The 25,619-nt window shown below is 47.5% G+C and carries 21 protein-coding genes and 1 riboswitch; of the genes, 4 read left to right on the top strand and 17 right to left on the bottom strand.

The window, feature by feature from the left end:
• Positions 1-39 precede the first annotated feature (39 nt).
• The 5 genes from JOE49_RS12570 to JOE49_RS12550 form a co-directional block, all read right to left on the bottom strand.
• Positions 40-738, bottom strand: coding sequence for a queuosine precursor transporter (locus JOE49_RS12570; protein WP_209941378.1), 699 nt, complete (start codon positions 736-738; stop codon positions 40-42).
• A 248-nt stretch (positions 739-986) separates the two neighbouring features.
• Complete coding sequence (locus tag JOE49_RS12565; RefSeq protein ID WP_025724316.1) at positions 987-2,384, bottom strand: L-cystine transporter; 1,398 nt, start codon at positions 2,382-2,384, stop codon at positions 987-989.
• Positions 2,385-2,627: 243 nt separating this feature from the next.
• A complete protein-coding gene (locus JOE49_RS12560; protein WP_209941376.1) occupies positions 2,628-4,532 on the bottom strand; it encodes a beta-glucoside-specific PTS transporter subunit IIABC in 1,905 nt (634 codons plus the stop codon).
• A gap of 170 nt (positions 4,533-4,702) precedes the next feature.
• A complete protein-coding gene (gene licT, locus JOE49_RS12555; protein ID WP_068939930.1) occupies positions 4,703-5,536 on the bottom strand; it encodes a BglG family transcription antiterminator LicT in 834 nt (277 codons plus the stop codon).
• A 205-nt stretch (positions 5,537-5,741) separates the two neighbouring features.
• Positions 5,742-7,007 (bottom strand): PTS transporter subunit EIIC, encoded by a 1,266-nt coding sequence (locus JOE49_RS12550; protein ID WP_209941374.1) that lies wholly within the window; start codon positions 7,005-7,007, stop codon positions 5,742-5,744.
• Positions 7,008-7,509: 502 nt separating this feature from the next.
• Between JOE49_RS12550 and JOE49_RS12545 the strand changes: the two genes are divergently transcribed.
• Positions 7,510-9,210, top strand: coding sequence for a methyl-accepting chemotaxis protein (locus JOE49_RS12545; protein WP_209941371.1), 1,701 nt, complete (start codon positions 7,510-7,512; stop codon positions 9,208-9,210).
• A gap of 219 nt (positions 9,211-9,429) precedes the next feature.
• Here JOE49_RS12545 and JOE49_RS12540 read toward each other — a convergent pair whose 3' ends face one another.
• The 10 genes from JOE49_RS12540 to cobD all read right to left on the bottom strand — a co-directional run bounded on the left by JOE49_RS12540 (position 9,430) and on the right by cobD (position 19,897).
• A complete protein-coding gene (locus JOE49_RS12540) occupies positions 9,430-11,049 on the bottom strand; it encodes a cobyric acid synthase (RefSeq protein WP_209941369.1) in 1,620 nt (539 codons plus the stop codon).
• Positions 11,050-11,087: 38 nt separating this feature from the next.
• The gene (gene cobS, locus JOE49_RS12535; protein WP_209941366.1) at positions 11,088-11,957 is read right to left on the bottom strand and encodes an adenosylcobinamide-GDP ribazoletransferase; all 870 of its coding nucleotides are present in this window, start codon (positions 11,955-11,957) and stop codon (positions 11,088-11,090) included.
• Positions 11,954-12,520, bottom strand: coding sequence for a bifunctional adenosylcobinamide kinase/adenosylcobinamide-phosphate guanylyltransferase (gene cobU, locus JOE49_RS12530; protein WP_053324914.1), 567 nt, complete (start codon positions 12,518-12,520; stop codon positions 11,954-11,956). The genes cobS and cobU overlap by 4 nt, the downstream gene beginning before the upstream one ends.
• Complete coding sequence (gene cobT / locus JOE49_RS12525) at positions 12,517-13,587, bottom strand: nicotinate-nucleotide--dimethylbenzimidazole phosphoribosyltransferase (RefSeq protein ID WP_209941364.1); 1,071 nt, start codon at positions 13,585-13,587, stop codon at positions 12,517-12,519. The genes cobU and cobT overlap by 4 nt, the downstream gene beginning before the upstream one ends.
• Positions 13,588-13,630: 43 nt before the next feature.
• Positions 13,631-14,464 (bottom strand): ABC transporter ATP-binding protein, encoded by an 834-nt coding sequence (locus JOE49_RS12520; protein WP_209941362.1) that lies wholly within the window; start codon positions 14,462-14,464, stop codon positions 13,631-13,633.
• On the bottom strand, positions 14,461-15,507 hold the full coding sequence (locus JOE49_RS12515; RefSeq protein WP_209941360.1) for a FecCD family ABC transporter permease: 1,047 nt from the start codon (positions 15,505-15,507) through the stop codon (positions 14,461-14,463). The genes JOE49_RS12520 and JOE49_RS12515 overlap by 4 nt, the downstream gene beginning before the upstream one ends.
• Positions 15,504-16,511 carry an ABC transporter substrate-binding protein gene (locus JOE49_RS12510; RefSeq protein WP_160789903.1) on the bottom strand — a complete coding sequence of 336 codons (1,008 nt, stop codon included), beginning with the start codon at positions 16,509-16,511 and terminating at the stop codon, positions 15,504-15,506. Before JOE49_RS12510 ends, JOE49_RS12515 begins: the two co-directional genes overlap by 4 nt.
• Before the next feature lie 208 nt (positions 16,512-16,719).
• A riboswitch (cobalamin riboswitch) is annotated at positions 16,720-16,913 on the bottom strand.
• A gap of 122 nt (positions 16,914-17,035) precedes the next feature.
• Positions 17,036-17,794 carry a histidine phosphatase family protein gene (locus JOE49_RS12505; RefSeq protein WP_481856234.1) on the bottom strand — a complete coding sequence of 253 codons (759 nt, stop codon included), beginning with the start codon at positions 17,792-17,794 and terminating at the stop codon, positions 17,036-17,038.
• Between the two features lie 38 nt (positions 17,795-17,832).
• Positions 17,833-18,804, bottom strand: coding sequence for an adenosylcobinamide-phosphate synthase CbiB (gene cbiB / locus JOE49_RS12500; RefSeq protein WP_209941358.1), 972 nt, complete (start codon positions 18,802-18,804; stop codon positions 17,833-17,835).
• On the bottom strand, positions 18,794-19,897 hold the full coding sequence (gene cobD, locus JOE49_RS12495) for a threonine-phosphate decarboxylase CobD (RefSeq protein WP_160789839.1): 1,104 nt from the start codon (positions 19,895-19,897) through the stop codon (positions 18,794-18,796). The genes cbiB and cobD overlap by 11 nt, the downstream gene beginning before the upstream one ends.
• 164 nt (positions 19,898-20,061) lie before the next feature.
• Here cobD and lplA point away from each other — a divergent pair, with 164 nt between their 5' ends.
• Together lplA and JOE49_RS12485 are read left to right on the top strand one after the other, a co-directional pair.
• Positions 20,062-21,063, top strand: coding sequence for a lipoate--protein ligase (gene lplA, locus JOE49_RS12490; protein ID WP_053324908.1), 1,002 nt, complete (start codon positions 20,062-20,064; stop codon positions 21,061-21,063).
• Between the two features lie 162 nt (positions 21,064-21,225).
• Positions 21,226-22,026, top strand: coding sequence for a Cof-type HAD-IIB family hydrolase (locus JOE49_RS12485; protein WP_023987642.1), 801 nt, complete (start codon positions 21,226-21,228; stop codon positions 22,024-22,026).
• Positions 22,027-22,162: 136 nt separating this feature from the next.
• On the opposite strand, the gene JOE49_RS12480 is transcribed toward JOE49_RS12485, so the two are convergent.
• Positions 22,163-23,074, bottom strand: a complete 912-nt coding sequence (locus tag JOE49_RS12480) for a DMT family transporter (protein WP_013309297.1) — start codon at positions 23,072-23,074, stop codon at positions 22,163-22,165.
• Between the two features lie 132 nt (positions 23,075-23,206).
• Between JOE49_RS12480 and JOE49_RS12475 the strand changes: the two genes are divergently transcribed.
• Positions 23,207-24,700: an aminotransferase-like domain-containing protein gene (locus tag JOE49_RS12475; RefSeq protein WP_209941356.1), complete on the top strand. Its 1,494-nt coding sequence runs from the start codon at positions 23,207-23,209 to the stop codon at positions 24,698-24,700.
• A 15-nt stretch (positions 24,701-24,715) separates the two neighbouring features.
• Here the strand turns inward: JOE49_RS12475 and JOE49_RS12470 are convergent, their stop codons facing one another.
• The gene (locus JOE49_RS12470) at positions 24,716-25,486 is read right to left on the bottom strand and encodes an MBL fold metallo-hydrolase (protein ID WP_165176278.1); all 771 of its coding nucleotides are present in this window, start codon (positions 25,484-25,486) and stop codon (positions 24,716-24,718) included.
• Positions 25,487-25,619: the final 133 nt, after the last annotated feature.

Here is a 25,619-nt window from a genome sequence, read left to right as displayed (position 1 = left end):
TGTAAAAAGTATGAAAAAAGGAGGGGCAACCCCAAGCCATCATGGCTTGAGGGTTTGCTCCTCCTCTTCTATAAAGCGAAAATTGCGTGCGATGTACAAAATGGGTGTACCCGCCGCGGTCAGTACAAATTTTAAGATGTAGGTGGTGAATAATATCTCGAGCCATATGCCCCACGCATAACCGTAAAAGGCAATAGTACAGAAAATGAGCGTATCTATAAACGAGCTGATCATCGTGCTGCCATTGCCGCGAATCCAGAGCTGATGACGTTCCGGAAAAAACTTGCGAATCCAGGCATACAAACGCACGTCCAGCAATTGACTGACCGCATAGGCTGTCAAGCTGGCAAGCGCAAGCCTTGGCAACAATCCAAACAGCTGTTGCATCGGTGTCTGGGCAAAATCCGTTGCAGTAGGCTGGAACTGCAGCACCATTTGCATCGTTATCGTCGTCATAATCAGAGTGAAGAAGCCGAACCACACAGCTTTACGCGCCTCTTTAGGCCCATATTTTTCATTCAGTAAGTCGCTGGCCATATACATAGAAACATACATCGTATTTCCCAATGTCGTGGTAATGCCGACCAGATCAATCGTTTTGGTTACCTGAATGTTGGCTAGTACAGTAGCAACACCAATCCAGGCGTACAGCCCTTTTTTACCGAACAACCGATAACATAACAAAAAGAACATAAAATTGACGAGGACAAAAGCTGCCCCCCATAACAGATTAAACATGAAATCCTCCTAGTTTTGATAGCGCGGGATGGTTGCGAACCGCGGTTCATCCGAAGCAAGCCGGAAAAACATTATTTTAATGTATCATAGATTAGGATTCGTGAACAGCAATAATTTACACTGTCCTAAACTCGATACAAAGAGCCGACCTTAAGGTCGGCTCTTTGCTGAGTACACACTGTACGTGTGTTATATAGGCTACAGATGCGATAGGGGAATGCATCGTACACCTTTCGTTTATCATTCACTTAGGAGTGTGCCGTTGCATCCAAATCCATGCCATGATTGTTGAACACGTCTTGATCGTTCTCCTTAAGCACCTTGCCTGAAATGAGACCTGCGGTAATAGAATCATTGACATTTAACGCTGTGCGTCCCATATCAATCAACGGTTCGACTGAGATGAGCAATCCTGCCAATGCCACTGGAAGATTCATGGTGGAAAGCACGATCAGGGAAGCGAAAGTGGCACCACCGCCTACACCCGCCACGCCAAACGAGCTGACCGTAACTACCAGAATAAGCGTGAGGATAAAATCCCAGCTCGTTGGATCAATACCCACGGTTGGAGCAATCATGACCGCCAGCATTGCCGGATAAATACCAGCACAGCCGTTTTGCCCAATAGTCGCTCCCAAGGTCGCAGACAGATTCGCGATGCCGTCGGACACACCAAGCTTTTTCGTTTGTGTTTCAACATTTAACGGAATGGTCGCCGCACTGGAACGAGAAGTAAAAGCAAAAACCAGTGTAGGCAATACCTTTTTCACATACGTCACCGGATTGTAGCCGAACAAGGCCAGCAAAATAAGATGAATGATAAACATGACCAACAGAGCCACATAAGAAGCGAGCACAAACTTGATTAGCTTCAAAATTTCATCCGGATTGGTCGTAGCTACTACTTTAGTGATCAGTGCTAAAATGCCGTAAGGAGTCAATCTCAGCACCAGAGTTACAATCCGCATCACTACAGCGTACACTGCATCGATCACTTTACGGAAGGTTTGCGCCTGTTCTGGTTTTTTACGATCCAATCCGAGCACAGCCACACCGATAAAGGCCGAGAAAATGACCACCGCCAGCGTCGACGTACGACGTGCTCCCGTCATATCCTCAAAAGGATTTGAAGGAATAAATTCCAGCACCTGCTGTGGAATGGTCATGTCCTGAACTGTTCCAAGACGCTCTTCCATCTTCAACCCCTGTGCTTGTTCCTTCTCCCCACCTTGAATCTCAATTGCCTTTAGATCAAACGACAAGCTGGTTACAATACTAACTGAAGCAGCAATTGCCGTTGTAATCAGTAGTACTGCAATAATGGACACGCTGATTTTGCCAAGGTTCTGTCTTCCCTTCAAATTCATAATAGCCGAAATAATCGACACCATGATAAGCGGAATAACTACCATTTGCAGCAAACGGACATAACCATTACCTGCGAGGTTGAACCAATCAACTGATTTTGTAATGACCTCTGAGCCTGCCCCATAGGCATATTGTAGAACAGCCCCGTAGATCAGTCCGAAGCCAAGTCCGGCAAATACCCTTTTTGTAAAGGAGATGTGCTTTTTCTGCATCCAGACCAATACGCCTAGCAGCAAAAGCAGCACAATAACATTTAAAATAATAAAGAAGGTATCCATGTATTATTTCCTCCAAACTTATACTTAATATGTTTTATAAGGTGATCCTTCAATCCGAAGATTACTATATCACAAAACCAACTATTTTTGTAGGTTTTATAACAATAAAATAGTTAAGTAGCTTCCACTTTGGGTTTTATTGAAAATGCCAAACAGCAAGCCTTCATCTTTCGAAGACTTGCTGTTTTTTGTCCTGAACACAACGACATGTATTCAACTTAGGCGTAAAATTTTTATCAGCCGTTAGACGATCACTGTGTATAGCAGTTCCTGTTCCTTAACCACTTTATGCTGATTATCAGCGGATTCCAACTCGCTAAACTGAGCTACATTCGTAACAATAACAGGCGTTATCGTTTCGTAACCAGCCTTGCGGATTTCCACCAGATCAAACTCCAGCACGAGGTCTCCTACCTTTACGCGATCTCCTGCTTTAAGATGAGGCGTAAAATGAAGTCCTTTTAGTTTAACCGTATCCATCCCAACGTGAATGAGCATTTCAAGTCCTGAATCACTCACCAATCCAACAGCATGCCCACTTTTGGAAATGGAGAACACTGTGCCGTCCACAGGGGAAACAACCCGGCCTTCGGATGGTTCAATAGCCCAACCTCTACCCATGATTTCTTGAGAAAATGCAGGGTCATTGACTTCACTGAGCGGCTTAACTTCACCCATAATCGGGCTGTATACTGGGATTTTCTCACCTTTCGGCAGTGAGGACACAGCAGATTGTGCTATTTCATCAGTAGAGATGTTTCCGGCAGCGTCTGTTGTTGCTTGTGGTGCTTCTTCGTTCTTTTCATCTTTAAAGCCGATCAAATAGGTAACAATCGTAGCAACCACAAATGCAATAATGAGACCCATGATTGCGTATAAGAAAGTCGGCCCAATAAACATCGCCAGACCAGGCACACCAACCAATCCACCCATGACATACGCTTTTGTACCAAACAAGCTCATGAAGCCCCCGCCGACGGCTCCGCCGATCAACGCAGCAGTAAATGGTTTTTTAAACCGCATATTTACACCATACATTGCAGGCTCAGTTACACCCATAATAGCTGTCAAGCTCGTAGAGAAAGCCACTGTTTTGACTTTGGCATTTTTTGATTTTAAGAATACACCCAGTGCAGCACCAGCCTGTGCCAAGTTGGCTGCTCCCATAATTGGAATCATGTAGTCAAACCCCAACGTTGCAATCGATCCAATCATAATAGGAACCAACGCATAGTGCATACCTGTCATAATGATCAGGGAGAAGGTACCGCCTAGCAGCAGACCTGCAAGTGCACCTGTATTTTCAAACAACCAAGAGATACCGCCTGACAGGCCATTACCAATAATGGAGCCGAGCGGCCCTACAGCAACCAAAGTCAAAGGTACAATAATCAATAAAGTCAATGTCGGAACAACGAGCAACTTCAGTGATGCATGTGTATACTTATCAATGAATTTTTCAACATAAGATGCCAGCCAGACCGCAATAACGATTGGAATCACGGTCGAAGAATATGTGGCCGCTGTCACCGGAAGACCAATAAAGCTAACCTTCACGTTAGATGCCAGTAAAGCTGTAATCGTCGGGTGCAAAATGGAAGCACCAATCGCCGCACCAATAAACATATTACTGCCGAGTTTTCTAGCAGCACTGACAGCCAGAATAATAGGCAGGAAGTAGAACGCACCGTCACCTATTGCCGCTAAAATCGTATAGGTTTGACTCTTATCGGACATCCAGTTCATGGCCACTAAAAGAGCAATGATCCCTTTGATCATACCTGCGCCGGTGATCGCTGGCAAAATCGGTGTAAACATACCCGCAATAAAGTCGAACAGTTTGCTGATCGGGTTTTGTTTTTTCTTAGATGCAGTACTTGCTCCTGAGTCACTTTGCGGAGCCTTGGACATGTTGCTCACCAACGATTTGTACACGTTAGCTACATCATTACCGATAATAACCTGAAACTGGCCGCCACTCTCCATGACTCCCATGACGCCATCCGTTTTCTGCAACTGCTCTTTTTGAGCTTTCTTATCATCATGAAGGTTGAAGCGCAAGCGGGTCATGCAGTGAATGACCTGCTCTACGTTTTCTTCACCACCAACCAGTGTAAGTATCTCTTTGGATAATTGATTTCGATCCATGAGGTGTTCCTCTTTTCTTTTAAGGTATAAAATAAAATGCGCAAATGGGCAATAAAAAAACCTGAATACAGAAAGCAGACAGCTTTATAAAAAGCCAATCTTCTTTCAGCATTCAGGTTTTGCCTTCTGGTTTAGAAGTAGCAATCCTAAATCCCTGATCATACATGAAATCATTGATTTTTAATGATACGCTCGATATGAATGGTGAGATACAACATCTCATCCTGGGACAAGCTTCGACCATAGATTTTAGTGGTATAATCTCTTATTTTTTCCGCGCAGGCGTAAGCATTCTTATACTGAACCTTAACCATATCATGAAGGGAATTATCTGTATTTTGTACAGGGGTCCCATTCATTACCCGTTGAGCAAAAAATTTGAGATGTGTAATAAAGCGGTAATAGCTTAACGACTCTTCATCCAGATCCATTACAAAAAAGCGACTTACAATATTTATGATATCCTTGACAATGTTAGTCAGGGTTATCGTTTCGCGCATTTCGCTATTAAGCTGTGCATTCACCAAATGTAAGGCGATAAATGCTCCTTCATCATCTGGAAGTGTAACTCCCAGCTTGTCCTGAATCATGTGCAGTGCTTTGGTCCCAATCGTGAATTCCTTGCGGTACATTCGCTTGATTTCCCAGTAAAGTGCATTTTTGATATCCATACCCAAGCGATAACGCTCTATGGCAAAATGGATATGATCCGTCAGCGAAATATAGATGCTGTCATGCAACTCTACACCAAGTATCGTTTTGGCATATTGGATGATTTCATCAGAAATTTCAACATATTCAATAGGGATATCAGACATCAGGGTCATGAGTTTGCGGGAAACCTCGGTACTTTCAAGTTTGAAAATTTTCTCGATTTTCTCTTCTTCAATCTCATCGCCTGTGTTTTTTTTAAAAGCAATTCCTCTTCCCATAATGACTAATTCTTTCTGCTGTTCATCAGTGACCGTTACGACGTTATTATTCAGCACCTTTGCTATCTTCATTCCATCACCTTAAGCCGCTTGGAGTAGTAAAAAAAGGCAATACCAAAACTGACACATAGTGCCTGCTTATGGTTTTGCCCGATACGCTCAGTAACAATCCACGATTGTGCAGTTTTGAATAACTGACACCATAATATCATATAAAGACTGAGGTGACAAGTTTTTTTGTAAACACTTTCATGAGGCTTTTGGGCATTGGCACGCCTTAGCTGCCAGGGCTCTTTTCCACAACCGAGTTCGGAGAAGCATTCATGCCAGATGTGGACACTACTTGCGAATGCTCATCTTTTTCATCCACAAAGCCCATAAAATACGTAATTACGCCAGCTGTAATTAATGAGATTAACATTCCCAAAATAGCATATATAAATGTAGGACCGACGAATAATCCCAAGCTGGGCAGACCTGATATACCACCAATAGCCGTTGCTTCAGTTCCAAATAAACTCATAAATGCACCACCGAGAGCCCCTCCGATCAACGCCGCAACAAAAGGCTTCTTAAAGCGCATTGTGACTCCATACATCGCCGGCTCAACCACCCCCATCATGGCAAGCAAGCCTGTCCAAAAGGCCAGCGTTTTCACTTTGACATTTTTGAATTTAAAAAACACGCCAAATGCTGCACCTGTCTGAGCAAGTACCGCTGCCACTACCACAGGAAAGACATGATCGTAGCCCAGTGTTGCAAGCGAGCTGATCATAATCGGTACCATTATATATTGCATACCTGCCAAAATAAGCAATGACATCGCGCCCCCGAGCAGCAGCCCTGCAAACACTCCTGCATTATCAAATAACCATGCGAGTCCATCCGATAAATGTTGACCGAGATAACCCCACAACGGGCCAAGAACGAACATCATCAAAGGTATAAAAATCATCAGAGTCAAAGTCGGGACAGCCACTACTTTAAGCCAATAGGGGGTATGCTTGTCTAACCATTTTTCCACATACGACGCCATCCAAACGACAACAAGCATTAGTATTATGGAAGAAGCAGACTGCCCGTCTATGACTGACAAGTCGCCAAAGCGAACCTCCTCACCAGACTGGAACAACTCTGTCAGGCGGGGATGCAATACTGATGCTCCGATGGCAGCCGCAACAAACATATTGCTGTTCAGCTTTCTTGCCGCACTTGCCGCAAATAGAATGGGCAAAAAATAGAATACCCCATCGCTGATAACCAATAAAATGGTATACGCCTGTTGATCAGATAACAAACTAGTAAATACCTGTTGGTCTGAAAACAAAAAACCTAAGGACATGAAAATAGATATTAATACCTTGATCATTCCCGCCCCAATCATTGCCGGCAAGATCGGAGTGAATACGCCTGATACATAATCTAATAGACGACTTATCGGATTTCTCCCTGTGGCAGCTCTGTAACTTCCGGAAGTCTGCTCCTGTTCATCTTCTCCCCTGACCTGCGAAATCATTTCTTTGGAAAGTAAATCCCGATTCATAACTACCTTTTCCCCTTTTTATATGTATATTGAAGACCACTTTCGAACTTACCAAACCAAGCTTAGAAGAATATTGTCATAAAAGCGGTATTCCTTATGCTACTTATATTACTTCTTTTATACAATAGTTTTAAAGAAGGAGTAATCTATTCGTTTTTATGCACCTGATAATTTACATCTAACTTACATCTAAACACCTAAGACCATAGTTATATATTTTTTGTTTGTTTTTGGGCAAATATGACTATTCAACCGCCTGTTAATTATGTAAAATAGGTCTAACCTACTTTTTAGTAAATCATGGATTACTTCCCTTTCACATTCTTGTCCCTTGAATACAGCTGAAATATACATAGAATCCGAACATTTTCAGTCTTTTCTTCAAGCAAGGAGAGGAAAACAAGTAGATCATGGCGTGTCTAGTATCTTATTGGACAAGCGGCCTACATCAAGCAGGGAAATTCGTCTGATTTTATTACCATCATGTGAGAGGAGAATTTTCATGAAGAGTTTTAATCGTTCCATTGGCGCGAAATTACGAATTATGTTTTTGCTGATTCAGCTCTTTGCATCCCTTTTATTCAGCATCAGTTTCTATGCAATATCCATGAGTATCATTAATAACAGTGTCATGCCTCAGGTAGACCAATTGCTAGAAACTGGAGCTAAAAATGTGTATCAGGATCTCAATATTTCCTTAGCCGTTCAGGCCCAACAAGGAAGCGGTTCTGATTCCGGCTCCGCTATACAGATGGAATCCTATCTTCAGGAGAAGGTCGATACTCTCAAATTAGAATCGGCATATATCGCAGTAGTAAAGGATGGTAAAGCCGAAGTCGTCGCACGGAATGTAAAATCAGTATACAAGGTCAAGGATGCACTCATTCCTGTAGAGGATATTAAAAAAGCAAAACAAGGCGAGATGAATATCAGTGAAATTTACAGCGATTCGTACGGAGTACACAAAACCGCCTTCTTTGCTATATCGGGTAGTAATCTAGTTCTGGGCGTGAACGAAGATGTCGGATTCGTACAGGAAAAATCCCAACAAATTTTATGGATTTGCATAGGTATTACAGTGGCAACGCTCCTGCTGGGCGGAATTATTTCTACCCTCGTGATACGTAAAGTTGTAGAACCCATTGCTGAATTGGTTCGTCATAGCGAAAAAATCGCTCAAGGTGATCTTTCACAAGAAGCGAAGGTTCATGGAGTCAATGAAATTGCCCAACTTGCCCGCAGCTTCCAATCAATGTCTCATAACTTGAAAGAAATGATCGGCCATGTGCTTTCTACATCCAGTGCGGTTGTTGAAGGATCGGACGAGCTGCTTCGTCGGACTGAGGCTATGAGTGTAAAAGTGCAGGACTCTACAGTTGCCGCAGAGGAAGTAGCAAAGGGCAGTACCAGCATAGCTACAACTGCTGCTGAAAATGCACAGGCTATGGAGGAAATCGCTCAAGGTGTTCAGCACATCGCCTCCTCTGCCAATGATGTATCCGATCAAATCAGTGAAGCAACGAAAGAAACGGTTAACGGTAATACGCTCGCTCAAAAAGCTGTAGCTCAAATGTCACAGGTAGGACATGCTGCCGATGAATCGCTTCGATACATCCATAGTATGAATGAGCGCTCAGAAGCCATTGGCAGTATCGTTTCGGCTATTTTCGATATTACGAAGCAAATTCAAATGTTGTCCCTGAATGCCTCCATTGAAGCTGCCCGTGCGGGCGAACATGGACGGGGCTTCGCCGTAGTAGCTGGAGAAGTACGCAAGCTTGCCGAGCAATCTAAAGAAGCCACACAAGAAATTTCTGACTATTTGGTTACCATTCAAGAAGTATCGCAACAATCTGTGGACTCTGTGACCCAGGTTAGCCGTGAAATTCATTCGGGAACGGAAATGGTTCAACAAGCGAGCTCAGCCTTTAACCAGCTAAGTGAGCTTATGCAAAAGATCAATGCTACGATTCAAACGGTATCTGCAGCAACGGAGCAAGTATCCGCCAGCTCGGAGGAAGTATCTGCTTCCGTGGAAGAGACAGCTCTCATCGCTGCCAATGCACAGCATATGATTCAAGAAATCGGTTTTAACGCCGATGAGCAACTAAATGAAATGGAAAGCCACAGCGAGGTTGTTCGCCAATTAAGCAAACAAGCAACCGAGCTGCAAAAGGCAGTTCAAAAATTTAAAATTACGTAAGCCGATACAATAGAGGATTTTGCAAAAATCCCATAAGCGACTTCCAATGGACAAGATGTAGATCGAAATGGTTTAGTTCGTCTATATCTTGCACTTCAGAGCGACTGGAATCGAATTTTGCAAAATCCTGAATAAAAAGAGGTATCTCACAGTCTTGAAAATGGCTGTAGAGATACCTCTTTATTTTTTAAAAGCGATTTTAATAATCATCCATGAAGTTTATGAATTCATTCCCATAATACGATAAATTTGCTCCATATCTAAATGAGCCCGTACCACCTCTGAGACACGGTCAAACTCTCGTTCCTTGGCTTCACGTACAGTAAAAGTGCTTTCTAAAGGTGCCAAGCCCTTAGCTTGTCGCAATCCATCCAGCCAGCACCGACGAAAACGGTCATTATCAAACACACCGTGCAAATAGGTTCCCCATACTTTACCGTCTGTCGTACCCCAGCCTTCCTCAAAAGCTGTTCCTTCGCCACGCCGGATATGGAATAGCCTTTTCATTTCGCTTAGGTTAAAAGTTATATCTGTAGGTTCGTATGGTTCCGTAACATACTCCGTAACGCCCATATGTATTTCATAGCCTTCAATGCTTGGCTTAGAGGCAGAACCCGAATCAGGCGCAGTACTAAGCAAAAGCGGGCAATGATTAGACAGGGTTCCCTGTACGCGTACGGTTTGCTTTTCCTTTAAAAAGGTCGTGGATAGAGCCAGCCAACCTAACCCTTCTGCCTGCTGCGGCAACCCAGATTCGACGGCTTGGGGATCAAATAGCGCTGTACCCAGCATCTGATAACCTCCACAAATGCCAACTAGCTGTGTGCGTCCAGTATTCATAGCCTGCCGAATGTCTTTCTCCAGACCTCTCTCACGCAATTCCAGCAGGTCTCCTATGGTGTCTTTGGTCCCCGGTAAGATAATGGCGTCCGGTACGCCCAACTGTCCGGATTCTGTGACATAACGAACACTCACATCCGGCTCTGCGGCCAGAGCATCCGTGTCCGTAAAATTGGAAATCCGCGGATATCGTATCACTGCAATATCCAGTTCTTTATCCTCTGCTGATCGCTTGGGCTTCTTATCCAGTACTACCGAATCCTCTGCTTCAATGCGAATGTCTGGTAGATAGGGCAATACACCGAGTACAGGAATGCCCGTCCGTTCTTCCAGCCAGTCTAATCCCGGTTGAAGCAGAGACAGATCACCTCTGAATTTGTTAATGATAAATCCGCGGATACGCTGTACTTCATGGGGTTCCAGTAACTCGATGGTTCCTACGAGAGAGGCAAAAACACCGCCCCGGTCGATATCTGAAATAAGCAACACTGGTGCATCCGCCCAACCTGCTAAATTCATATTTACGATATCTCGGTCCTTCAAATTAATCTCTGCCGGGCTGCCTGCCCCTTCCATAAGGACAATATCATAGGTATCACGCAACCGATTCAGAGCATCCATAACGGTCTGTTTGGCTTTTGGCAAAAAATCCTTCCGGTAATCGGAGGCGCTCATATAGGCATAAGGTACACCGTGTACAACAATTTGTGAGTGCATATCTTTGACTGGCTTAATCAGAATCGGATTCATGTCAGTCGTGGCCTCAATACCGCAGGCCTCAGCCTGCACCCCCTGAGCGCGTCCAATTTCCTTGCCGTCCTCGGTAACATAAGAGTTTAACGCCATATTTTGCGACTTAAACGGTGCGGGACGATATCCGTCCTGCGTAAAAATACGGCAAAGCGCAGTTGTCACCACGCTTTTGCCCACATCCGACGCTGTTCCTTGAAGCATCAATACGGCTGCCGGGTTCGTGCAGGACGGTTCGAAAGTTGACAATTGCCTCTTCCCCTTTAACGAATTCATTTCAAATCTGGTCACAACCCGTACAAAATTACAATAAACAACAATAAAACAGTCTCCAGCAATTCGTTTAAAGTTCCGTATATATCTCCCGTAAGTCCACCCAAGCGGCGGTTAATACGGTTTGCCGTGAAGGTTCCAACACCGTAAGCCAAGACCGGAATCAACACAAAACCTATCGAGATTGGAAGGCTCTGAGAATATGAAAGGAACGTCTGTATGGTTGATCCTGCCAACGACAGATTCCCAGTATCCCTTGTTGCTGTAGCCAAACCTGCCAGAAGATATTGTCCTACGGCAGCACTCAGGGTCACTAATACAGCCCAGAATACGGCTAACCCTACGCGGCCACCACTCATATCAGCAAAACGCGCAGCCAGCCCATCATCATTACGGGCTTTAGGCCAGCGCTTCATTGCATGTACCATAAACCAGCGGCTCCAAACCATCGGAAGCAGCAGTAAGCCAGACACATTCCGTTCAACCAACACTGTATACAGCAAAGAAGCCTTGAGCATGAGTAGCAACACACAAGCAATAACGCCCATTGCTCCTACACGGCTATCCTTCATAATCTCCAGCATCCGCTCACGGGATCGGTAGCTGAACAAGGCATCAGCCGCATCCATCCACCCGTCCAAATGCAATCCGCCCGTCAACCAAACCCAGACAACAAGCGTAAGAATCGCACACGGCAACGGCGGCAACACCATAGAAGTAAGCGCCGCAAAGCCCCAGACAATGATGCCAATAACCACTCCGACCAGCGGATAATAACTTGCACTGCGTTTAAGCAAATCCGGGGAAAAATCCAATTCCGCCTTCACCGGAAGACGCGTTAAAAATTGAAAAGCCGCAGCAACAGCCTGACGTTCGCGGCTCATAGCTTATATTCCAACTGTTTGAGTTCTACGGGAATGCCCGCCGTCACCAAAAATACTTCATCACAAAGACGGGCAATCCGCTGATTCATAACCCCACTCAAATCCCGATACAGCCGACCAAGCGGATATTCGGGCACAATACCGTCACCAACCTCGTTGGTCACGATGACGAGCTGCCCCGGATACTGCTCCACAGCTGCCGCCAGTTCATTAATGGCAGCTCTGGACGCAGCTTCGCCGTCCTCGCCTGCGGCCAGTAGCACGTTCGACAGCCACAGGGTTAGGCAGTCGACTAGCACCATAGGCGCGGGTGATGGCTGCGACGCTTGATCGCCGCCAAGCCGTCGCAGCAGCTCCGGCAGCGCCTGCGCTTCCTCCAGCGTCTGCCAGTCGTATCCGGCAGACTCGCGCTGGACCCGATGAAGGGCGATGCGCTCCTTCATCTCCATGTCATAGGCTTGCGCCGTTGCAATGTAGCAGGCGCCAGGCGCGCGCGACATGCATAATCGCTCGGCAAAGCCGCTTTTCCCGCTGCGTGCCCCGCCAGTCACGAGCGCTTTCATCGCTGCGCGGCTCCCTGACCGTCCGATACGCCTGCATCGGCAAAGGTCGCCATTTCGCGCATAATGCGGCACGCCGCATCAATCAGGTGCAAGCTAAGCGCACCGCCTGTGCCCTCCCCGAGCCGCATGTCCAAATGAAGCATGGGCTCCAGCTTGAGCTGGCGGAGCACCGCCGCGTGCCCGCGCTCGTCCGAGGCGTGCGAAGCGAGCATGTACGCAGCGCTAGCAGGCGCAAGTGCACGCGCTACGAGGGCGGCTGCGCCTGAAATAAAGCCGTCCAACACGACTGGACAGCGATGTGCGGCTGCCCCGAGGATGACTCCTGCCAAGGCGGCAATCTCCAGACCGCCGACCTTAGTGAGTACGTCGAACGCATCATTTGCATCTGGCTGGTTCACGTCCAATGAACGGCAGACAACCGATATTTTACGGGTAAGCCCAGCCATATCTACACCCGTCCCCCGGCCTACGATAACTTCCGGCTCCAGTCCGGTGAGAGCACATACGACCGCAGCGCTGGCTGTCGTATTCCCGATGCCCAGCTCTCCGGTAACGAATAGCCGTGTGCCACCTTTGACCGCTTCTGCTACGGCTTCAGCTCCGGCCAAAACCGCCTGTTCCGCTTCCGTACGCAGCATCGCTGGCCCTTTAGCTATATTCGAAGTACCCATGCGTACCTTACGGTCCACCAGATTCGCGTGAGCGACATCCGCATTCACGCCAACATCTACCACCTTGACATCTGCGCCCGCATGGCGTGCCAGCACATTAATTGCCGCGCCACCTGACAGCATGTTATACAGCATTTGCTGTGTAACCTCAGCCGGAAAGGCACTGACTCCCTCTTCACACACCCCGTGATCCGCAGCCATGACCATAACCGTTTTACGATCAAATTCAGGCTTATCCACTCCTGTAATTCCTGCTAGCTGAATGGCCACACTTTCCAACTTTCCAAGACTTCCCGGTGGCTTTGTTAATTGGTCCAAATGGGCTGAAGCTGCCGAGGCCGCCACCCCATCCGGCTGGGCAATGCTATCGATCAGCTGACGCAGCTTGTTGTTCATAACTTCCACTCCCTGCTCTTTTTAAGTGTATTTCATCGTTTATTTAATCTGCTGTATCCGAAGCACTCCTGCGCAGCAAGAGCTGCGGCACACCGCTATCGGGATGCGGAAGCATCACAGGCTCAACACCGTATACTCGTCGAATCCGATCCTCGGTTAATAACTTCCATGAAGCTCCCAATCCTTCAACCATTCCATCCTTGAGTACAAGCAAATCTTCGCAAAATTGGGCTGTCAAGTTAAGATCATGCAAGACCGCAATGATCGTCACACCCGTTTCTTGGCGCCAATCTGCCAGCAGTTCCATAAATTCAAGCTGATAGCGCAAGTCCAGATAGGTCGTAGGCTCGTCCAGCAGCAATATTCGTGGCTCCTGCACCATTACTTTTGCCAAAGCTACACGCTGTCGCTGTCCCCCACTCAAGCGGTCCAATGCTCTGTCCGCCAGCGTGGTAAGACCCAATCGCTCTAGCACGCGATCCGTGATCGCCTCCACATCAACACCCTTTTCCCTGCCTAGCCAGTCCTGATGAGGAAAACGTCCCATTTCTACGACTTCCCTGACGGTGTATCCCACTGGAGGAAGCCCTTCCTGTTGGAGTACGGCTATGAGTCGGGAAAGCTCTTTTCTGCTGTAGCTACCGACCTTTTTGCCATAGATATGCACGTTTCCCGAAGTTGGCTGATCTACACCGGAAAGCAAATGCAGCAAGGTGGATTTTCCACTGCCGTTCGGACCAATAATCCCCCACCAAGTTCCTTCGTCGACGCTCCAGCTTATATTCTTTAACGCATGGAACTCTCCATAGGCACGTGTTAGACCCGCTACCTCTAACGCCCGATCATGTACCTTCTGTGATTCACTTTGTTCTGTCACAGCATTTCCCCCCTGCGCAGCTTCTTGTTCCGGTACAGGAGATATGCGAAGAACGGTGCCCCAACAAAGGCCGTCATCACGCCCAGAGGAATTTCCGTGGGGGCTAACAACGTGCGAGCCGCCGTATCTGCCCAAGCCATAAAAATAGCTCCACCGAGCGCAGATAATGGAACAATCATCCGGTAATCAGGTCCTGTCACCAGACGAATGATATGCGGTACAACGAGTCCCACAAAGCCAATCACTCCACATACCGAGACAGCGGCTGCTGTCAGCAGCGTGGAAATGATCAGAACAGATAGCTTCGTCGCATCTACATGAACTCCCATGTGAGCCGCCTGACGTTCACCCAAAGCCAAAATATTCAGCACACGTGCCCGGTTCCATAGAAATACCAGTCCTATGACCACATAAGGTAAAAGGATTCCTGTATATGACCAACCGCGCAGGCTAAGACTTCCCATCGTCCAGTACAATATTTCATTGACCGTCTCCTTCGACATGGCTGTCAGAAAGGAAACAACCGCCCCCAGAAAGGATTGCATCACCACACCCGACAAAATGAGACTTTGTGTCGGAATTTTTCCACCTTCCCGTGCCAACGTCAGCACCATCCACAGCGTCAGCATTCCGGTCGTAAATGCCACTAGCGGCAGCGTCCATATGCCAACAAATGAAAATTGAAGGCCCCAATAAATCAGTACTGCCGCTCCTACCGAAGCCCCCGAGGATACCCCCAGTGTATACGGATCAGCCAAAGGATTACGCAGCACACCCTGAAATCCGGCTCCCGCCAGCGCCAGCGCTGCTCCTACCAACATTCCCAGTAACACTCGTGGCAATCTGACCTTCAAAATAATTTGCTCTGAGGATGTATTCCAATCCGGTGTAAACGTATCGCCTAACCATGGAAGGTGGTTAACCAGAATGCCCGTGATCTGGCTGACCGGAAGCTTGGCCGAGCCGATGCCAAGACAGAGCAGTAGCGTCAGTAACAGCAGGACAAGACCTGTTCCTCCAAAGCCGATCAGTTTACGGTTCATTTGAAAATTTCAGGATACACGCCCTTGGCCACTTCCTTGAGACCTTCCGTTACGCGTGGACCCGGACGACTAATCAAATTATCATCCACGGCAAATACCCGGTTGTGGCGAACAGCCGATATTTGATCCCATCCACTGCGAGCTTTAATGATTTCGCCGAGCGTTTGACCAGTTTTGTCGTCCTTGACACTTTTGCTGTACAAAATCACGTCAGGGTTCGCAGCAATAATATTTTCCTCACTAATTTGGTACCACCCCTTCTGCGTGGCACCTACATTTTCGCCGCCCGCTAACGTGATCAGCTCGTCCATAAACTCGCCTTTACCAACTGTCCAGCCTGGTGAAAACTCGACGTATACCCGCAGCTTCTGCCCTTTACCGATATTTTTAATTCCTTCTTTCACTTCAGCTACATCTGCTCTCATCTTGTCAGTCACCGCTCTCGCTTCTTTCTGATGATCGGTGATTTTCCCATACAATTCGATGTTAGCCATGACATCTTCAACTGTCTTCGGTTCCGTTTTAAAAATCATAATTCCCATATCGCGCAGCTTGGTCGTAGCCTGTTCACTAAGTGATATCCCTGCAAAAACGACTTCCGGGTTAGCAGCAATGATCGCCTCTTCGTTCGGTTTCATAATACCGCCCACTTTAGGCTTTTTCGTAGCTGCTTCTGGGTAATCAGAGTAGTCGGAGACACCGACAATTTCCTTATCCAGCCCGATGGCGAACAGCGCCTCGGTTTCTGCCGGGGAGACGGAAACGATTTTATCCGGCGCTTTTTTGAATGTAAATTCCTGTCCTGTTGCATCCTTAACTGTGAGTGGGTAAACTGTTTTGCCCGGAGGCTCTTGTGCGGTTACGGTCTGTCCCGGCTGCTGTGAAGAAGTCTGGTTCTCTTTATTTTCAGCATTTTTCCCATTAGCTCCACATGCACTCAGCACAACTGCCAAAATCAGAACCAATAGACCTGTTGTCCAAACCTTTATTTTTTTTCCTGCCATGATTTGCACCCCTTCATAAAAAAATCGTTAAGAGCGTTACTTGAACATCATCAGATATCTTCTAAATCCAGCCTTCTTTTCCTATCAAAAAAACCCCGCATCCTCATATCAGGACACAGGGGTCACGTTAGCGCAGATCGTGCGCAGGCGGCAGCTTCTTTCCGCATGGACAGTCACTGCGAACACGTCATCCTTTCCTCGAAGGATTATGGTGACAGGCGGACGGGCAGGTATCCTGACTTATGGTAAAATGCATGTCCTGAAATTCTTTCATATGCTTAGTAGCACATAAAGCAGGACTAACGGGCATGTTTCCATTTACAGTGGCGGGACCGCGCCGGACTCACACCGACTTCCCTTTTAACAGCGCAGGCAAGGGAAACCATAGTTTCATCACGCTGCGCCGACCTCGTCTGCTGGATATTTGATGTAGTGGTAGTCAAGCCGTTCTTTTACTTGATGATTATAGGTTAAAAAGAGGCGGCTTACAACCCAAACAGCCTCTTTATCCGCTGGTGTCTAACCTAATGAGGAAGCATTTCTGCTATGTAATTGTGCCGTCCTGCCAGCCTCAATTGAATCCTAAATGCTTCTCCCGGCTTCGGATTCAAACTCCAAAAATCATGGCCCGGTATCAGCATGCAAGCTAACTGACGAATTACGCCACCATGCGTAACGACCAAAACAGAGGGTGGCGCAGCAGTCAAATCCATGGGTTGAACTTCCATAGCAACACGCCATTCATACAGAGAGTCAAGAAATTTCCGTAGACGATTCACTAAATCTGCCCAAGACTCTCCTCCAGGAGGGGTTATCCGTTGCGGCTCATCAATCCAAGCGCGATACAACGACACATCCTTGAGCATGTCATACGTTTTTCCATCCCACTCACCAAAATGAAGCTCTCGCAGACGTGGTTCCATCATAGGAGACATAGTAGATAGGGAACCTCCAGACGTCAATTCTGATTCCGGCACAATGATCTGCAAGGTCTGGCGACATCGCATTAAATCGCTGCAATAGATTCGAGCAAAGGACTGCCCTTGCAATTTTTCTTGCAAAGGCTTTAATTCCTGCTCTGCTCCCGGTAGCAAACCTAAGTCGGAGTGTCCTAGATATCGACGTTCCTTGTTCCATAAGGTTGTGCCGTGACGAACTAACACGAGTTCCATGTCCCAATGCAGATCTTCTTTAGCATCATACGGCACCTTATCCTCCTGTGAGTTCGGACTTTGTGCGTATTCTACTGTCCTTTTTGCTGCTATATCTTGTTTCAAGATCATGTCACTTCCTGCTCGATCATTATTCAGTGTGTCACTCCTCACCGCACCCATCCCAAGGCAAAACAACCTGCGGCTCCTAACAAACACAATCCTACAAACATACTGGACACGGCGAACATCAGCTGGATCGTATGCCGTATATCTTTCGACTCTAGCGGTCGTATCCAATCGCCCATGTATGCACGAAAGGAGCGCACGCCATGATACACATTATAGCCTCCAAGACGAATCCCCAGTGCACCGGCAACAGCCGATTCCGGGAAGCCACTGTTCGGGCTTGGGTGCAGACGAGCGTCTCGCTTGACTGTGCGCCAGCTTCTTGCAGCATCTCGCTTGTACATCCACGCCGCTACCACAAGCATTGCCGCTGTCAGGCGTGCCGGAATGTAGTTAGCGACATCATCCAGACGTGCTGAAGCCCAGCCTAAATGCAGATACTTTTCATTTTTGTAGCCAACCATGGAATCGAGCGTATTCACAGCACGATAAGCCAGCGCCAAGGGTGCTCCCCCGATCAAGGCATAAAAAAGCGGGGAAATAATCGCGTCCACGATATTTTCAGCGACCGTTTCGACGGTACCGCGTACAATCTCAGGCTCATCAAGCTGTTGCGTATCCCGCCCAACTATCATGCCCAGCTCCCGCCGTGCCGCAGCCAGGTCATCCGCCTGCAACGCTCGGTATACTGCCATTCCTGCGTCCTTTAGTCCTTTGGAAGCAATCGTGGTCGCAATCAGCACCATTTCTACGCCGACAGACAACCACGGATGAATCCAGGCAAGCAAGTGCAATAGCGCCCAGGCGAGCGTAAAGGAGCCTCCCGCCACAATGAGTGGAAGCAGTATACCCGCACGTTTCAACCCCCGGTCACTTCGGGCCTGGCGGCGAATCGCTTTTTCCAATGCTGAAATGGCATGTCCCATACCGATGACTGGATGTGGCAACCACCTCGGGTCACCGATCAGCCTGTCCAAAAGATAGGCTGCCAGGATAATCAAGCTAACTGTCACGCCGCTGCTCCTCCTCCAGCACTTCACCCAATACAGACAGCAGCCTGGCGTTGGCTTCTGCATCCTTGACCGCAATTCGAAAATGGCTCGTCGTCAGTCCCGGATACATAGCACAGCTACGTATAAGAATTCCGCGTTGTCCAAGCGCCTGCTGAATCGCCGATGCGCTCCACGTACCCGGCGCCCTTGCCAGCACGTAATTGGCTTCGCCGGGAACAACACCGCAGCCCCATTCCGCCAAGGCGGTCAACAGGCGGTTGCGCTCCGTAGCAATCAGCTCCTGTGTTTGGTGCTCATATGCTTGCCCACTTCTCAAACACGCCTCCCCAGCCAGCAACGCCAATCCATTCACACTCCAGGTCACCTGTTTGGCCGTCATTCGCCGGATATAATCTGGATGAGCAATCGCATAGCCCAATCGCAAGCCAGGAATGGCATAAAATTTGGTCATTGACCGGATCAAAATCACATGAGGATAACGATCCAGCACAGGCAGTAGTGAGATTCGCCGTTCCAGCGGGATAAAATCAATGAATGCTTCATCCACCACCAGCACGGTACCCGTTTTGCCAGCCGCTTCTGCCAGTTCGCACAGCTCCTGCTTACCATATTGCACACCGTTTGGATTATTCGGCTGCCCAAGAAACAAAACATCTACCTGCTCCATGAGCTGAAGGATGTCCTCCACGTCCGCCTTCCATTGAAGCGAGGCCTTCCCGTACACCCGGTTGACCTCAGCTCCGAATTTGCCAGCCAGCTCCGCATATTCTGAAAAACACGGCTCCACTGTACCCACACGCTTAGGAGCCAGTCCCAATAGCAGGAGCGCCATACTTTCAGCCGCTCCGTTTCCGATACTTAACGACTCCGGTGGAACATGTAGTCGCCGTGCGAGCATATTTTTAAAATTCCGATGCCCAGGATCTGGATAGCGAATCACAGTGTCAAATGAGTGTTGCAGCGCCTCAAGCACCTCCGGTGGTGGACCAAGCGGATTAATATTTGCACTAAAATCTACAAAATCCGCAGCAGCTCCGCCGAATGTCGCTGCAGCTGTTTCCCTGTCCCCGCCATGACCGTAAACCTCTATCATTACCTCTCATCCTTTCCGGCCGTTTCCAATCATTTAGCTCCATTATGAGGCTGCTTTTTGCGTCCCGTCAATGCAAATGAGCTTTTGTGTACATGGCTCACTTGGGTTACAATAGAAGGAGGCACACATAAAATTACACAGTTTGTATATACGGAGGAATGGACATGCTGTTCATCGACAACCAGGGCATACACGATCCAGCCATTAATCTTGCCATTGAGGAGTACGCGCTCAAGCATCTTCCGCTGGACGACAGCTATCTGCTGTTTTACATTAATCAGCCTTCTATTATTATAGGCAAGCATCAAAATACCATTGAAGAAATCAATGCCGAGTTTGTCAGAGATAACAATATTCAAGTCGTTCGTCGCCTGTCCGGCGGCGGTGCTGTATATCATGACCTCGGTAATTTAAATTTCAGCTTTATTACCAAGGATAACGGGGAGTCCTTTCATAATTTCCTCAAATTTACGCAACCCGTTATTGATGCTCTGCGCCAAATGGGAGTAGAAGCTGAAATGACAGGCCGCAACGATCTGCAGGTCGGAGAACGTAAAATTTCAGGAAACGCCCAATTTGCCACACGCGGACGGATGTTCAGCCACGGTACATTGATGTTTAACCTGAATCTGGACAATGTGGCTGCATCGTTGCATGCCAATCCCGAAAAATTCAAATCCAAAAGCACTAAATCCGTCCGCAGTCGCGTGGCTAACATCAGCGAACTGATGGACCGTGAGATGACCATAGAGCAATTTCGCGAGGAACTGCTGCGTTTCATATTCGGTGCAGAATTGGATCAGGTACCTCAATATAAGCTCACCGATACCGATTGGGCCAAAATCCATGAAATATCCAAAGAACGCTACCAATCGTGGGATTGGAACTACGGTCTATCCCCCGAGAGCAATATCAAGCACACACGTAAATTTCCGGTCGGCATTATTGATATCCGCATGGATCTTAAGGAAGGCTATGTCCGTGATATTAAAATCTATGGGGATTTCTTCGGCGTGGGTGACGTTGCTGATATTGAAAATATCCTGCGTGGCAAGCGCTATGATGAAGGTGAGGTACGTCAAGCCTTATCCTCTCTCGATTTGAAGCACTATTTTGGTAATATTGAGCTGGACGATTTTGTTGGACTTGTATTTTTGGAAGACTAACCGTTACTTTTTCCCATCGTTTCAAGCCAACACTTCAGTGGTTATAAGGGGACAGGCTCTTATAGGGGCCGTCCCCTTTTCATTGCGATATTGTCATTTTGAATATTATAAGATACAATTTTAACATTGCCCCATGATAGAGATAAAGGAGAGAATACCGATATGTATAAATTAATTGCCATTGATATTGATGATACACTCATTAACGACCAGAAAGAAGTTACACCGGCGACACAACAGGCATTAGAAGCTGCTGTAGCGAAAGGTGTGGTGGTTACCCTCGCTACTGGACGAGCTTATGCCTCCGCACACAAAATTGCTCGACAAACTGGTTTGAACGTGCCAATCATTACGTACCAAGGAGCTTTGGTTAAAAACCTGCTGGACGAAAACGTGCTGTATGAGCGTTATGTTCCACTCGTGGCTGCACGTCGCCTGTATGAATTCTGCGTAGAACGCAATCTGCATCTGCAAACGTATATAGATGACAAATTGTACACACGTGAAGATAATCAGAAAATCAAAGATTACACAGAACTGAACAACACGGAATATTTTGTAGAGCCTGTATTCAGTAAAGTTATAGAGCAGCCGGCTCCTAAACTGCTGATCATCGACGAGCCGGAAGTGTTAGATGAATTAATTCCTGAACTTCGCGAACTGCTTGGCAATGAGGTTCACATTACAAAATCCAAGCCTCATTTTCTGGAAATTATGCATCATGAAGGCACCAAGGGCCATGCGCTTACCTTCCTTGCAAACCATTTTGGCTGTGAACTGTCGGAAACGATTGCTATCGGCGACTCTTGGAACGACCATGAAATGCTTGAATGTGCTGGTCTCGGCATAGCGATGGAGAATGCCATTCCTGATTTGAAAAAGCTGGCTGATTACATCACTCGTAGCAATAACGAAGACGGTGTTAAGCATGCCATCGACAAATTCGTACTCAATGTTGAATAAGCAAAAAGTGCCTGCTCCCATAATACTTAAATAAAGTAATACAACAACAAAGCCTCCAAACGTCGCATGATCAGTAACATACGACAGTTTGGAGGCCTTTTCTGTCAGATCATATTAACCTGACCGCTATAAAATATCAGGCAGCAGAACGTACCTTGCGCCTGTTCACCAGACGGATAATTCCATTGTTCATAAGGATTAGTCCGGTCACAATGAGCAGCACCCCAGCCAGCATCCACCAGCTTACATGCTCTCCATACAACAACGCTCCCAAGCCCACCGCAATCGGCGGTGATATATACAGCCACGTCGTCGGAAACAGGGGATTTGTACGCTCCATGAGCCAGTAGAACAGTGTATGTGCAATCATTGAACCAAACAGGATCAGATAAAGTAAAGACCCCATGGCAGGAAGGTACTGCCACCCCTCAGAACTCCACGGTTCCGTGATCGCAGACAGTAACAGCAGCATCCATCCCCCATGGATCATTTGCGCCGCATTCAGGGCAATTGGGTTCGTTTCACGAAATACATCCATCACTCGCTTGGAATAAAGAGCTCCCCCGGAATAACACAGCTCCCCCAGCAAAATGACAAGGCATCCCGCCAGCCACAGACCACTGATCTGAACCGCCAATCCGGGCAGCACAACCAGTACCACACCAAGAAAGCTGATCATGCAGCCAACGACCGTAATCCGTGACGTTTTTTGCCGTAGCAGTACAGATTGCAAAATGACGATCATCATCGGCCCGGTAGCTGACAAAATAGCTCCGATCCCCGAGCTGACATATTGCTCTGCCCAATACAAGGCTGAAAATGTACCGAAGGTCGTTCCTGCTCCAATCAGCAACATTTCCTTACGCCATAATAACGACCATCGTACTTTTCCGGTCAGCTTCATAGCAATGAACAATATCGCCCCTGCCGCGAAAAAACGTACACCTGCCGATAGGAATGGTGGAAGTCCGGCTTCCACTCCCACTTTTATGGCCAAAAACGTTGTGCCAAAAATAAGACACATTACTGTAAACGCGATACCTATCATGATACGTCCCTCTCCCTTCAGTTGCTTTTAAGCATACAGGGGGACGAACAGAACAGATGTATAACTACAGAACAGTTGTATACGTTTTTAAAGTGCTATATAGTACAATACACAGAAAGGAGCGTGGACAGCATGGGTAAGAACAACAGCGAACTACTCTTTCCAGCCGATCATGCCTTAAAGCTGTATGAGCAGGTTATCCATTATGTAACTGTGCGGATTGATCGCGGGGATTGGCAAACAGACATGAAGCTGCCGTCCGTACGAAGCTTGGCTCAGGAGCTGGGTGTACATCGGCTAACTGTTTTCCGGGCATATCAGGAGTTGAAGCAACGGGGACTGGTCTATGTAAAAGACAAATCAGGATATTACGTTCATGCTTCCCAAGCGACTGGGCATGCAAAATATGCTGGCTACTCGGGACATTCGTCCATTGACCTCACGATTCACTCCGAATCTGCCCATGCGGCAGATGATCCGTCAGTTTCAGCCTGGAGAGGAATGGATGGACTTAGCCGCGTTCAATCGGTAAATGCGAATTTCCAGTTTTCCAAAGCGCTGATTGACCCCTCTCTCCTGCCCAACCGATTCTGGGGAGAGCTGATGATGCAGGTATTTGAAAAGCATCCAAAAGTAGCGGCCACCTATTCCGCTGTACAGGGCGATGCCGAGCTTCGGGAGGCCATGGCGCAGCATTTTAGCGTGGATAAGCATTTTGCTTTATCACCGGATGAAGTGCTGATTACCTCTGGAGCACAGCAAGCCATTGATTTAATTGCCCGATCTCTGCTCCGTACAGGAGACCGTGTATTGATCGAACGCCCTGCCTATGGCCCCGCTATGGAAATATTCCGTAGACTAGGCGCACGTCTGACTATGACTGATATTCGACCAGAAGGTTATGATATGGACCAGATTGAGTGGTGCATGAAAACGGAAAAACCACGCCTCTTTTATATGAATCCAACATTCCACAACCCGACGGGCTTTACGGTCCCCGATGAGCAGCGCAAACGACTGCCTGAACTAGCCGAGCGCTATGGCTGCCTTATTGTTGAGGATGACAGCACCTATGACATTAGCTTTGGGCAAAAGCCCCCTTCTCCGATTTTCGCCTATGATGTTTCGGGAAGCGCCGTCTACATTCGAAGTTACAGTAAATATGTCGCACCCGGTCTACGAATCGCAGCCGTGACCTGCCGACCACAGCTCATGAACAGCCTGCTGAACGTCAAAGCGTTAGTGGACAATGGATCGCCACTGCTGAATCAAAAGCTGTTTTTAGAATACTTTCAATCTCCACGTATGCAGCAGCATATTAAAAAGCTATGTATCGCGCTCCAGATTCGTAAGGAAACGATGGAAGACAGTCTCCGCGACTCCGGTTGGACGTGGACCAGCCCGGCAGGGGGACTCAACCTGTGGCTCCAGCTGCCTTCTACGTTGAAACCTAATGAATTACTTGCCAAAGGTATACAAGAGTCCGTATCCTTTGTCACCGGCAATGTGTTTGATCCCATCGGCGCAGAGGGTAAAACGCATATACGGCTGTCTTATTCATACGCCAACGAGCTACAAATCAAAGAAGGAATCTCCACACTTCTACGTATCAGTCGAACGATGTAAAGGTAAAGGGCACCTTTATTCTAACGGCAAACTCATGCCGGTGTGTGCCAAGCTAATCCCTTCCAGAAGCCCATAGTTGCGTGTGACATCCACATCATGGGACATATGTGTAAATACCGTGCTTTCAGGCTTAAGCCTTCCTATAAGCTCCTGAGCCTCCAGCATGTCATATACGGAACGGGTGGCATACTCGGCCTCCTCATGATAAAAACTCGTTCCCAGGACGAGCAAATTCAGATTGTGCAAGGGCAGAATTTCCACCTCATTCAATCCAATCGAATCCGAACAGTAAGCCCACGAGAAGCCGTCCTTTTCCAGACGATAAGCGTAGGCATATCCGTTCTTCCCGTGATTCACACGCCATCCCCGGATATTCCATCCGCCAAGTTGGGCTCCCTGGTCTACTGGAATAAGATCCAAGTTTCCAGAGAGCCAGGAAAATTGACGCAAGATCGTGTCAATCACTTCCTGTGGCGCGTACAAGCGACCTCTGTTCCCAGTCCAGCGACAGGCATCTGCCCATTCTGGTAATCCTCCAATATGGTCAAAATGTGCATGTGTCACAAGGATCGTAGGGATAAAACGCAGACCGCGCAATTCTAGCTGTCTGCGCCAGTCCGGGCCACAATCAATCATAAAGTCCTCCGTCTCGCTTTCGATCAGCACAGACGATCTCAATCTTACATTCGCCCCTGTCGTGCGAGCTTCTGTGCATACGAGACAATCACAATATACACGCGGAACCCCCATTGCATCCCCCGTGCCAAGAAAAATAAGCCGATTCATGGTTTAACTCCTATCTATATGGGTCTTTTTACTACTATTATAACGAACAGACCGATTCTACGTAAATCATCTGCGTAAATCCTTCCAGCGTCCAACGCCAAAAGGAGCATGCCCAAAGCCGTGAAATCCGGCT

This window comes from Paenibacillus sp. PvR133, assembly GCF_017833155.1.
In the GTDB taxonomy this organism is placed as follows: Bacteria; Bacillota; Bacilli; order Paenibacillales; family Paenibacillaceae; genus Paenibacillus; species Paenibacillus polymyxa_B.
This window is presented reverse-complemented; position numbering and strand designations above follow the sequence as displayed.